The sequence below is a fragment of the Salinibacter grassmerensis genome (assembly GCF_947077765.1).
In the GTDB taxonomy this organism is placed as follows: domain Bacteria; phylum Bacteroidota; class Rhodothermia; order Rhodothermales; family Salinibacteraceae; genus Salinibacter; species Salinibacter grassmerensis.
Genome location: NZ_CAMTTF010000001.1, coordinates 233,691 through 245,965 on the forward strand (window position 1 = coordinate 233,691; position 12,275 = coordinate 245,965).

The following is a 12,275-nucleotide window of genomic DNA, read 5'->3' on the forward strand; positions in this document are numbered from 1 at the left end:
CTGCTATCTTTCTCCTTACGGAATGCTCCGCTACGGGCTCCTTTTCATACCATATGTCCTGGCGGTGCTTCTGTGGGAGAGCCCCACCGTTTCGTATCTGGTGGCTTGGAGCGGGTCGCTCTATATTCTGGGGTTGACCCTGTCGAGCACCGTGAAGCCGCTCCCGGGGGGACGGTCGCTCGCCCGGCAGCTCTTCCGGCCCATCGGGCTTACGCAGCTCATGTTTGCGGGGTACACGGCCCTTACGTCCATTTTTTACTTCCTCGACCTACAGGGCTACTTCTACCTCAGCCACGACCCATTCCGGGCGGCCTCGGCTCCGAAGATTGCCCTAGCTGCGGAGGCCCAGCGCTACTACGTGTTGGGCCACGCCGCTGTCTCGACGGGCGTGCTGGCCGCGATGGACTACCGGCGGAGTGGAGAATGGCAGCTCCGCACGAGTATGAGCCAGCCCTGGTTTATGCTCTACCTGGCCGGGGGGCTGTTCCTAGCATCCCTGGCGTTTTCGTGGGTGCCCGGCCTGGGCCAAATTCAAGGGCGCCTGTCGACCCTGGCGTTCGTGGCCTCGGTGCTGAGCCTGGCGGTCTCCATCGTGCAGGGCCGCCGGACGCTGATGCTGGCCAACGTGGGCGTATACGGGGTCAACTTCCTCCAGGCCCTCCTGAGCGGGCAAAAGAGCGAGGTGATCGTAGCCGTTCTGCTCCTGGCCATCTTCCTGTATCCGTGGTACAGGCGCACGATGACGGTGCTGGCCCCGGCCGTCCTCGTCGTTCTCTTTGCCGTTCTTCCTACATACGTGGGGGTGATCCGGAGCTTAAACTGGCGGGGTAATGTTGAAGCAGAGAAGGCAGCCCAAATGGCTTACGAGCGCGTTCTGAGTGACGACGCGCCAATGGCCGAGATCAACTGGCAGTTCATGACCAACCGCTTTTCCGAAATCGGCATGTTTACGGACTACATCGACTATGTGCCGGACGAGCACCCGCACTACGGCTTCACGCTCGCAGAGCACGGGGCCATGGGGGTGATCCCCCGGGCCGTATGGCCCGGCAAGCCAAACATGGAGCGGCTGGCGATGGAGCGGGTCTACGAGGCGGGCGTCGTGAAGCGTGGGACGCCTGCCTCGGCCAAGCCCAAGTTTGTCGTCGATGCGTACCTCTCTGGTGGAGCGCTCGGGGTCCTCCTGGGGGGATTGCTGTACGGTCTGCTGGCCTCCTGGGCTTCCCGCTTGGCAGAGCGGTGGTTTGGGGGGTATCTGTTGGGCAGTGGGCTCGTCTACACGGCACTCTTCAAGGTCTTCTGGCTGAGCAATGCCTTCGAGTTCTTCTTCAACACCGTCTTCTGGAGCTTCCTGCTGATGGGTGCGCTCTTCGTGGCGGGGCGCACGACGGGGTACCTCGTTCGCGAGCCGCAGGACCAACCCGTTGCGGCGTAATGGCGCTCCCTGGCCCGGACGTTCTGCACACCGTCGCCAGCACCCAGGCGGACCACGGCGGGCCGTCGCGGAGCGTGCCGTTCCTCTGTGAGGCTCTCTCGGAGCGAGTCTCGTCGGTGCGCCTGGTTACGACCGTGCCGGGGGAAGAGGGAAACGGGACCTCGATCCTGCCGGGAGGCAGGGTGGACACGCGCACCGTTGTGGAGGCTGGACGGCTGCGCCGGCGGCTCCGATCCCCCTTCGCCTTCTACCGGACGCTGCGGGCAGAAGTAAGGCAGGACTCTCCGGACCTGCTCCACGACCATGGCCTCTGGTTGCCCTCCAACGCGGCCGCAGCGCTCGTCGCGTGGCAGGCAGAGCGCCCCTTCGTGGTCAGCACGCGGGGGATGCTGACGGACTGGGCCCTCCACCACAACCGCTGGAAGAAACGGCTTGCCTGGACGGCATATCAGAAGCACGTGCTTCGGCGGGCTGACCTCTTTCACGTGACGTCGCAGGAAGAGGTCGACGTGCTCCGAGACCTAGGCTTCGGGCAGCCTGCGGCCATTATCCCCAACGGGGTACCACTGCCCGACGGGCCTCTTGAGGGCGAGCGGCGCGAGACGTCCGACGGACACCGGGCCCTGTTCTTGTCCCGGGTCCACCCCAAAAAGGGCCTGCCGATGCTTCTGGAGGCCTGGGCCGCGGTGCGTCCGGCGGGCTGGACACTGGAAATCGTGGGACCGAGCGAAGACGGGCACCGGGCGGAGCTGGAGGCGCAGGCCCGGCGGCTCGGGCTTGAAGGGGCGATCCAGTTTTCGGGATCGGTGCCCGACGAGGACAAGTGGGACGTGTACCGCCGGGCCGACCTCTTCGTCCTGCCGACCCACAGCGAAAACTTCGGAATCGTCGTCGCCGAGGCGCTCGCGGCCGGCGTTCCGGCCCTCACCACGACTGGAACGCCCTGGACGGACCTGGAGCGTCACGACTGTGGATGGTGGGTAGAGCCAGACGAGGCGGCGCTTACCACAGCCCTGCGGGCGGCCGTTGAGACCAGTGACGAAACGCGGCGAGTGATGGGGCGGCGGGGGCGGCGCCTTGTGGAAGAGCAGTACTCCTGGCCCGGCGTGGCGGAGAACATGACAGCGGCCTACCAGTGGCTGCTGAGCGACGGGCCTCGTCCCAATGTCATTCGGCAGGCGTAGTTCCTTTCTGCTCGGACAGGTACGATTATGGCAGACCCGGAGCTCGACATTGCCGCTAACCGGTCGGCCCGAAAGTACGACGTGGGCGAACTTGTCCGGCGGATATTGTGGGGCGTCGGGGCGATGCTGTTCCGGTGGACGCCGCGCCTGCTCTACGGCACGCGAAACGCGCTGCTGCGCCTCTTCGGGGCCGAGGTGGGCCGCAACGTCCGCATTCACCCCCGCGCTACGATCTACTTCCCCTGGAACCTGTCGATTGGCGACTGGAGCTCGGTCGGCGAGGAAGCTCTCATCTATAACCTTGGGCCCATTGAGATCGGGGATCAGGTGACGATCTCACAGCGGGCGCACCTCTGTGCGGGGACGCACGACGCGAGCGACCCCGCCATGCCGCTCCGAAAGCCGCCCATTGCCGTCGAAGACCAGGCCTGGGTGTGTGCCGACGCGTTCGTCGGGCCTGGAGTGACTGTGGGTGGGGGGGCCGTCGTCGGGGCACGGGCCGTGGCAGTGGGGGACGTCGAGCCGTGGGCCGTTGTCGGTGGAAACCCCGCTCGTACAATCAAAGAACGCACCCTGGATACGGACCCGTCGCCATGATCTCCGTTCTCGTCCTGACGCTCAATGAGGAGATTAACATCGGCGACTGCCTCGACTCGGTAGCTTGGGCCGACGACGTGCTCGTGCTGGACTCGGGAAGCGAAGACCGCACGGTCGAGATCGCCCGCGATCGAGGAGCGCGCGTCCTACACCGAGACTTCGACGACTTCGCGAGCCAGCGCAACTACGGGCTGGAAGCGGGAGGCCTCCGCCACGACTGGGTGCTCCACCTCGACGCCGACGAGCGCGTGACGCCGGCCCTGCGCGAGTCGCTCCGGGAGGCGGTGGGCCGCGGCGAGCACCGGGCCTACCGGGTGCCCTCGAAGTTGATCTTTCAGGGACGATGGCTCAAGCACGCGGGGATGTACCCGACCTACCAGGTACGCTTCGGCCGCCGCGAGGCGCTCACGTTCACGCAGGTGGGTCACGGGCAACGCGGCGCCCTTCCGCCCGAGCAGGTCGGCACGATTGACGAGCCGCTCCGGCACCACGCCTTTTCGAAGGGGATTTCTGACTGGGTGCGCCGCCACAACCGCTACTCGTCCGACGAGGCGGGCCACGCCCGGGCGACGGCGCTCCGGGACGTCGACTGGTCGTCACTCCTGACGGGAACTGCACAGGCGCGGCGCCGGGCCCTCAAGGACCTCTCCTACGCGCTTCCCTGTCGCCCGCTGCTTCGGTTCCTGTACGTGTATGTCGGGCGCCTTGGCCTGTTGGACGGGCGGCCGGGCTTCGACTACGCGATCCTGCTCGCCTTCTACGAGTACCTGATCGGCCTTAAACGGCGCGAGCATGCGCGCGATGGGAGCCGAACCCATGCAGAGGAGTCAGCGGACGCCCCGCTTGAACAAGACCCGCAGTCCCCGCAGTTGTAACGCAGAGTGCTTCCGAGACCGATCTGCTCGCTGTTCTTGAAGGCGGAGCCTGTGTAGAAAGCGAGGGTTTGGACTGAGTCGCTTCGATTGAGGAAGAGAGCCAGAGGCGCGCTGCTCCCCCGTGTATTCTCAATGCTCGAACCGGTTCGGCCAGCAACGTTCTGTATCGCGTCTGTTCATCTCGTAGAAAAGCCCGATCATCATCCAAAACTACTGCTCTGAAAGAGTTGGTTCAATGGAGTGTCTGCTCCGAAGACAACGCTCTTCCCCTCCATACACCTACCTCGCTGCCTACTTGGGACTCTACTCTTGAGGTGGGTCTCCCGAGGCACTTCCGTTCAGAGCATCACCCTTTGAGAAAGCAGATTGGTTTCGGCGTATCCCGCAATTTGTTATTTTCGGCCTCGGTAGTGTCTGCGAGAGTGCACCTCGGGTCTGGCGACTGTGCCCTCGCTTTTTTGCTCGATCGAAGCGTAGAGGCTGGCCTTCCGCAAAAGAGCACCTCTCTGGTCTTTGCGAATAAAAAAGTGAGTTTGTGCTCGGTACCATGCCCCACATTACGCCGTGAAACACGTCTGTACCGCAGGGTCGGGCATTTTCCTGTACAGTTCTCCTCTTCACTTCGCTCCGCAGGGTCCATGGTAGCACGTCCCTTGCTACCCTCGGCCGAGGGTGCTATCCTTACAAAAGATTCATCCTCTGACACTCAGGACATTGCCCGTATGGAGATGTCCGGTTCTGACACATATGAGTTCGTTCAAACGTGTCTCTCGCACCGCTCTGACGCGGCGCGGCGCGAGGCGGCCCGGCCGTTCCTCGAGGCCGGTGTCGACTGGAATGCCGTCCAGCGCCTGGCGCGCCAGCACCGCGTGCTTCCGCTCTTCTTTCGAGGCCTGGAAGACCTCCTCGGCCCTGAACTTCCGCCTCCGATGCACGAGCAGATTCAAGAGCACAGACGGGGCGTTCGGATCCGCAACACATTTCTGGCGCAGGAGCTTGGCCGCGTGTGCCGGCGGTTCGACGATGCGGGACTGCCGCTCTTGGCCATGAAAGGCCCTGTGCTCGCACAATCTGCATACGGCGACATTGCCCTGCGGTACTCGGTAGATGCGGACGTGGCAATCCCCGGTGATCAATTTTCAGAGGCTGACCGCCTCCTAAATGATCTCGGATACGAGCCCGCTCCCAAGCGAAAGGGCATGAGTGGGTGGCGAGCGTCCCTGTCCCGCTACCTCGATGGCCAGTGGGAATTTACGCGAGGGAATACGTTCACCCTGGATGTGCACACCCGGCTGATGCCGCCCGGATATGCGTTCTCTTCGGACTTCCATACGTTTTGGGAGCAGGCGCGTCCTGTTCGCCTCGCCGACGACGCTGTGGTGACGGGGTTCTCCCCAGAAGATCGACTCCTGGTGCTCGTCCATCATGGCATCAAGAATCAGTGGCGGGCCCTGCGCCACGTCGCGGACGTTGCGGCCACTATTCGGGGGGCAGACATGGACTGGGACGCTTTGAGCGCCCGCGCGGAAACGATGAATTGCACCCGCGCGCTGAAATTGGGCCTTCACATGGCCCGCGGCCTTTTGGATGTGATGCTCCCGAGCCGCGTCGAGGAACGCTTTCTGGATAGCTCCACCGAGAACGTTTTCGCGTCCATGAAATCATATCTGCAGAGCCGCCCACAGCAGTCATCGCTGCCGCTTACGGATCGCGTGCATCTCCAGATTGCGACGAAGGATTCCCTCACGGACCAGGTGCGCTACGGGGCCCACTCGGTACTGCATCACCTCTGGTCGGGCCTGCTCAGGCCGTAGATAGCTGTCACGCAAGAACCCTGCAAGAACCGCCCCTTTCCTATGGAATCAACCATGATCGATGAGTCCTCCGTCATCGTTGCGGCGGAGCACCAGACTTCCGCAGAAGTGGACGGGGAGAGCGTTATTCTAGACCTGGAGGAAGGAATCTATTACGGACTGAATCCCGTCGGGGCTCGGGTCTGGGACCAAGTCCAAGAGCCCGCCACCGTCGAAGAGATTGTGGCGGCCATCACGGCCGAGTACGATGTGGATTCTGAGCGGTGCCTCAAAGATGTACTCTCCCTACTCCGTGACCTCAAGGAGGACGATCTGATCGAGATCAAGGAGTGAGGTCTACTCTCGGGCAGGAGCCCCCTGATGAGCTCGGGGCTTTTGGGCCATGCCTTCCAAAAACCCTCTACGGCGTATGAGCGGCATCGCGGGCCTCTACTATCTGGACGGGCGTCCGGTTGACACCGATATTAACCGGATGGTCGATAAAATGGAGCACCGGGGTCCGGACGAACAGGCGGTTTGGACCAGTGGCCCAGTCGGAATTGGGCACTGCATGCTGCACACGACTCCTGAATCGCTTCACGCCTCTCTCCCCCAAGAAAGTTCGCAGAGCGGCTGTGTCATCACCGCCGACGCACGAATCGACAACCGAGAGGATCTCATCCAGGGTCTTCGGCTGCCCACAGACCCCGACCGGGTCATCCCGGACACCACGCTGATCCTACGAGCCTACGAAGAATGGGGGCGGGACTGCGTTCAGCACCTGCTCGGGGCATTTTCCTTCGCGATCTGGGACCCGAGGGAAGAACACGCATTCTGTGCCATTGACCACTTCGGAGTCCGACCGCTCTACTACTATCATGAGCAGAGAAGAATCTTCGCGTTTGCCTCCGAGATCAAATCCTTGCTTGCCCTGGACGACGTTCCCGAGGAACCCGACGAGGTCCGGCTTGCCGACCACCTCCTCACACCAATCGAAGAAGACTCGACGCGCACGTACTTCAAGGACATTTCCGGACTGGCTCCCGCACATGTTTTCACCGTCGGGCCGAACCACGCCACAGAAACACAGTACTGGGCGCTTGATCCGAGCCAAGAAGTGCAGCTCTCCTCCGACGAGGAGTACGCCGAGCGGTTTCATTCCCTGTTTAGGGATGCCGTAGGGGCGCGGCTGAGAAGCACCACTCCCGTCGGCTGTATGCTAAGCGGGGGGCTGGACTCCTCATCGATTGCGTGTCAGGCAGCCAAGATGTCCGGAAGATCATCGGGCTCTCCTTCGGTTCATACGTTCTCAGCAGTCTTCGGGGAGGAGACGGGATCCGACGAAAGCCCCTATATCAAGTCCGTGCTTTCGAAGTACGACGAGCTCCAGCCTCACTTCATTCAAGGAGACGAAAAAAGTCCACTCGCCGATTGGGACGAGCTTTACGAATATGTAGATGGCGCCTGCACGGCTGGAAATATATACATTTTCTGGAGGTCCAACCGTAGTGCAAGAGACCACGGCATCCGGGTCATGCTTGATGGATTCGATGGAGATACGACCGTCTCATATGGGAAGGGGTTTTTCTACGAGCTCCGGGAGGAAGGCCGACTACTAAGACTGGCAACGGAGGCCGCCCTTTTGGCGAACCATTGGGGCGAGTCTCCACGGCATGTGGCCTGGAACTGGGTCAAGGGGTCTGTCGTCTCCCTGCCTGTGATTTCTCAGCTTATGAAAGTGCGACAATACCTGAAGGGGCAGAGCGAAGACGCTCCAGAACGTCACATGGGCCCCGCGTGGCAGAACATGCTGAGTGAAGAGACGGCTCGAAAAGTAGCTCCTCACGTAAGCAACGACAACGGGTCCGCTCCAAAGACAGACCACGAACATCACCGTGCGCAGCTGGACCAGGCGGTCATGAAGCGCATTTTGGACTTGTGGAATCAGGTAGGGGCGGCCTCGTCGGTGGAGACCAGATATCCCTTCTATGACAAGCGCCTCGTGGAATTCTGTCTTGCTCTCCCTCCCGAACAAAAAATCCGGTGGGGGTGGGACCGGTTTGTCATGCGTCGTGCGATGGAAGGAGTACTCCCATCGGCCGTGCAGTGGCGGGAAGACAAGGGAGACTTGAGTCTCGCCCTCGATGAGAACCTCATAGCCCACGAGCGTCCTCTACTTAACCGTTTGATGGATGATGACTTCGGCGGTGTCGACCGATTCGTATCTTCTGATCATCTGCGAGAGGCTGTGCGGAATTACCTCGATGGAAAAACCGGTAGTGGCCACGAAGGCAAAGGGCTCTTCGTCTGGCGTGCCCTTTCACTTGCTCTTTGGTTGCGCCACAGAGATCTGTGATGGAAGCTGATATCAATAATCCAAAAGATGAGGAATAATTGCGCCATATTTTTTCATATTCCGAATAATAAGTGCAACAAGTATATCACCTGATGCATTAGCCTAGAGGTAGCTATCATGCTGCGGAAATCGTCCGCAGTCCATTACTCTTCTCACAATTGTGGGGTACTGTTATGAACGAAAAAAAGGAATACATCAAGCCGTCAATCGTGAACTACGGCTCCGTTGAAGAGGTCACGCGCGGAGGCGGTGCATCTTCGTCTGATGGCCAAGGTGATAACACGGCGTACAGCCCTGGCCACCCGGGTTATGATGCAAACGCATAAGCGTCTACTACTCTTCACTCGAAGACAGAAAGGCGGGAGTGTTCACTCCCGCCTTTCTGTATGTGGGCTCAACTTAGGAAAGTGCAGACTGGTGAACTGGGTTCGACACGTCTTATCAGGTGTCTTACTCGTTAATGGATTAAGAGCTGAATCCAACTTCCGTTCAGAATAGCCGGAGACGGATCCCACCGGCTGGTATCTCCCCAACAAGGCAACACGCTCAAGACTATCTATAATGGAAGATACAAGGCATCTGTACAGCGCATTCGGGATCAATATATCTTCAGATGTGCGAATTCCGGAGCTGAACGCGAAAAGGAAAGGGCCCATTCATGCCGAGATTAAATACGGAAGTATGGAAAGCCCCTCCCTTCCAGATAGAAAATATTCTTCCAAGGTCACCAGAGAAGGCGAGGGGTTTTTGTGTTACATCAAGAGTATCGGAGGGGTTAAGGTCTGTGACGACAGAAGAATCATTGTTTCGCCGGAGAAGGGAGCCGAAGAGAAAGGATTCCGCTTTTTAGTCTCCGGAATCGCGATTGGGCTCTTGCTTCATTTGCGGGGACTTGTCACTCTCCATGCAAGCGCCGTTGTGATCGAGGGGCGCGCTGTGGCTTTCGTGGGCCGCTCGGGGATGGGGAAGTCAACCACCGCGGCCGCCCTTCACTCGCGTGGACACCCCATCATCACCGACGACCTTCTCGTGCTCGACACGACTGGCGGCTCCGTACAGGCCTATCCTGGCTTTCCCCACCTGAAGCTGACCCCCGAATCAATCGTCAAGTCCGTCAACAAAGACCCGGACCGCATTCCCAAGATTGATCCGGGAGGGCCTAAGCACTCATTCGAAGCGGAAAAGAATTTCGTGGATGAGCCTCTTCCTCTACAGTGCATGTACGTGCTCGATTACAAGGAGGACGAGAACAGACCTAACGGGTTTTCGGCTCCATTCAGTGAAGCGATCACGGGCAAAGATGCATGCATCGAACTCGTTCGCAACTCGTACGTGGGTCGTTTGCTTCCTGAGGAAGCTGTCACGCCACATCACCTAAAGCGGAGTGCGGAAATTGCACAGTCCGTACCGGTCCGCCGCCTGCGCCGCGAAAAGTCCCTGAGCGCGCTCTCCTCTCTAGCTGCCTTCATCGAGCAGGAGCACGCCCCCAACGGACGATCCAGCGAAGCATAAGCTGTCAGTTGAACGCGCAGCCAGTCTGACGAGGGGGACCGTTGATTTACTGTCCGTGTCGCAATGGCGATTCCTGTTTCCATACTGATCTGTACGCGGAATCGAGCTTCCCACCTACGGAAGACGCTTCAGTCGGTCAGTCGAGTCTCGATCCCGGATCGCCTCGACCCCGAGTTGATCGTCGTGGACAACGGGTCGACGGATGAGACCGCCGAGGTGATACGGGCCACTTCTGCTGAGAGCATGCCGCTCCGTCGCGTGACCGAGCCAACCCCAGGAGTTGCGCGGGCTCGGAATGCTGCCATTCAACACGCGGAAGGGCGCCTCCTTCTGTGGCTAGATGACGATGTCCGAGTCCCGGGGAACTGGCTCCACTGCATGACGCGGCCAATCCTGGAGACCGAGGCTGATGCCGTCGCCGGGACGGTCGAGCTTCCCTCTCACCTGGAGCGGACCTGGATGCAACCGTTTCATCGCACGGCCCTGGCCTCAACAGAGTCCATTGATTCTGAGACTCCCCAGAACATCATCAGTGCAAATATGGCGTTCGACCGGGCCGTGCTTGCGGATGTGCCCGGCTTCGATCCCGAACTGGGCCCCGGGAGCCAGGTGGGCGCGCTGGAGGATACGCTGTTTTCCTGGCAACTGCGAAGCGCCGGATATCGAATCGGGAGGGTCACGAAGACGGCCGTAGAACACCACTTCGATGAGCAACGATTGACCCGAGACGCGTTCATCCGGGCAGCCATCGCCCGCGGGAAATCGCTCGCGTACATCCGCTACCACTGGCTCCACTATTCCCAGGAGGACTGGACCCATCAGTCTCATGCGTATGAGGTGTGGCGCCATCCTCAACTCATCCTGGCGAAGCGATTGACCGATTGGACCGTCCAGCGATGGCTTCACTGGTTTAAGGCACGTCCGGCCCCAATCGAGCGGCGGGAATTTTGGACCCTCCTAAACGCGTATAGCCTCCGCCAATACCTCCGAGAGCGGACGCGTCCCCGACATTACAAAGAGCGGGGGCTCGGAAAAATCCGCGGTGAGCAACTCCCTCAGCGTCGTGAAGGATCAAAGCCATAAGTTACCCCGGCATCAGAGCGGAGGGACAAGTTTCCCATGACCTATGCTAACGTGCCGAACAGCATATACCTTGCCCCAAGTGTCTTCCTGGCTGCAGTCCCTTTGACAGCCCCTCTGGCCCCCGTATCAAGAGTCAATCCGAAAGATTTTGATTCGATAGGCCGCGGACACCATACTACCACATGAGATGGCTTAAAACCGGAAGATTGCGCAGAGTGCTCCTTTTTGGGTATGGTTTCAAGGGGCCCTTCGTCCTCTCTTAGACACGTACTTGTCTCCGGACTCTCTTCAGGACGACGGCTTGCTTGAGACCGACTTTGTTCGGCGTGAGTTGAAACGCCACGTCAGCGGAACGGGACGGCGCCCCTATCTCATCTAGTCCCTCCTTTGCTTCATGGTGTGGAAAGAGGCGTTTCTAGAATCAGAAGACTTTGCATAGATGACTCCCCGCCCCGACATTTCAATCGTGATTCCGTGCTACAACTCGGAGACGTTCGTCGAGGCCACGGTCCGCTCCGCGTTGAACCAAACGTTCTCGACCGAGGAAGTTATCTGTGTCGACGACGGGTCGACCGATGAGACCCTTGAGGTGCTCCGGTCCATTCAGGAGGACGACGGGCATCTAAGCGTTCACGCTCAGGAGAACCAGGGCATCTGCGGGGCCCGCAATACGGGACTCAGAATAGCCAACGGGGAGTATGTGGCCTTCCTCGACCACGACGATGTACTCGAGGCCAATAAACTGGAGCACCAAGCCAAGCTGATTGCCGACTGCTCGTTTCGCCCAGACTTTGTAGCGGCCGCCTACGAAGAGGTCTACCCGGATCAAGAACGTGCCCCCAAAACCCGACCCGTCAACACTGCTGATCCCTGGATCGGCCTGATTCATGCCCGGCTCGGGCGAACGAGCAGCAACCTTTGGCGAAAGACTGCCATCCAAGAGGCGGGCGCCTGGCAGGACGCAGATGGCCTCTCATTGGACACCGGGCTCATGTTTCGAATGCTCACGCACGACTGCCAGATGCTGGAGGACCCTGCTTCACTGACGACCCGGTATGTGCGGGCGACCTCGGCCTCCATGGCCGACCGTATCGCGCAGTGGAGCACCTTCCTAGACCTACGGGCGAAAATTCTGCGGCACTTGCGTTCCCACAATCGCCTCACGCAGGCCCGGGCCAAGGCCCTTCATCTGGACATGATCCAGGCGGTGCGAGGACTCTACGAACACGATCCCGAACTGGCCGCGCGCAAGCATGAGAATCTCGTCCGGGGACATTTCCGATCGTCGGACGCGGCGTTCGGGCCAGGACGCTTGTACAGAGCGCTCTACCGGACGCTCGGATTCCAGTACGCAGAAGCAATGTACCCCTTGTGGCTTCGCTTTCGACAACTACTTCTAAGCTAGTAGGCCCAAGTCGGAACGATGCCTGTCCCATCACT

Annotated in this window: 11 protein-coding genes; all 11 read left to right on the forward strand. The window is 60.2% G+C overall.

Going from position 1 to position 12,275, the window contains the following annotated elements:
* Window positions 1-22 precede the first annotated feature (22 nt).
* Window positions 23-1,435 (forward strand): exosortase Y-associated Wzy-like protein, encoded by a 1,413-nt coding sequence (locus OJB03_RS00900; RefSeq protein ID WP_263784450.1) that lies wholly within the window; start codon window positions 23-25, stop codon window positions 1,433-1,435.
* A complete protein-coding gene (locus OJB03_RS00905; RefSeq protein ID WP_263784452.1) occupies window positions 1,435-2,619 on the forward strand; it encodes a glycosyltransferase in 1,185 nt (394 codons plus the stop codon). Before OJB03_RS00900 ends, OJB03_RS00905 begins: the two co-directional genes overlap by 1 nt.
* Window positions 2,620-2,646: 27 nt before the next feature.
* Window positions 2,647-3,216 (forward strand): WcaF family extracellular polysaccharide biosynthesis acetyltransferase, encoded by a 570-nt coding sequence (locus OJB03_RS00910; RefSeq protein WP_263784454.1) that lies wholly within the window; start codon window positions 2,647-2,649, stop codon window positions 3,214-3,216.
* Complete coding sequence (locus tag OJB03_RS00915; protein WP_263784455.1) at window positions 3,213-4,091, forward strand: glycosyltransferase family 2 protein; 879 nt, start codon at window positions 3,213-3,215, stop codon at window positions 4,089-4,091. The genes OJB03_RS00910 and OJB03_RS00915 overlap by 4 nt, the downstream gene beginning before the upstream one ends.
* 728 nt (window positions 4,092-4,819) lie before the next feature.
* A complete protein-coding gene (locus OJB03_RS00920) occupies window positions 4,820-5,905 on the forward strand; it encodes a nucleotidyltransferase domain-containing protein (RefSeq protein ID WP_263784456.1) in 1,086 nt (361 codons plus the stop codon).
* 42 nt (window positions 5,906-5,947) lie between these two features.
* Window positions 5,948-6,238, forward strand: coding sequence for a PqqD family protein (locus OJB03_RS00925; protein ID WP_263784457.1), 291 nt, complete (start codon window positions 5,948-5,950; stop codon window positions 6,236-6,238).
* A gap of 76 nt (window positions 6,239-6,314) precedes the next feature.
* Window positions 6,315-8,240 carry an asparagine synthase (glutamine-hydrolyzing) gene (gene asnB / locus OJB03_RS00930; protein WP_263784458.1) on the forward strand — a complete coding sequence of 642 codons (1,926 nt, stop codon included), beginning with the start codon at window positions 6,315-6,317 and terminating at the stop codon, window positions 8,238-8,240.
* A 173-nt stretch (window positions 8,241-8,413) separates the two neighbouring features.
* Window positions 8,414-8,566: a lasso RiPP family leader peptide-containing protein gene (locus OJB03_RS15690; RefSeq protein WP_423816348.1), complete on the forward strand. Its 153-nt coding sequence runs from the start codon at window positions 8,414-8,416 to the stop codon at window positions 8,564-8,566.
* Between the two features lie 235 nt (window positions 8,567-8,801).
* Window positions 8,802-9,752, forward strand: coding sequence for a phosphoenolpyruvate carboxykinase (ATP) (locus OJB03_RS00935; protein WP_263784459.1), 951 nt, complete (start codon window positions 8,802-8,804; stop codon window positions 9,750-9,752).
* A gap of 63 nt (window positions 9,753-9,815) precedes the next feature.
* Window positions 9,816-10,835: a glycosyltransferase family 2 protein gene (locus OJB03_RS00940; RefSeq protein WP_263784460.1), complete on the forward strand. Its 1,020-nt coding sequence runs from the start codon at window positions 9,816-9,818 to the stop codon at window positions 10,833-10,835.
* 439 nt (window positions 10,836-11,274) lie between these two features.
* A complete protein-coding gene (locus OJB03_RS00945; RefSeq protein ID WP_263784461.1) occupies window positions 11,275-12,240 on the forward strand; it encodes a glycosyltransferase family 2 protein in 966 nt (321 codons plus the stop codon).
* Window positions 12,241-12,275: the final 35 nt, after the last annotated feature.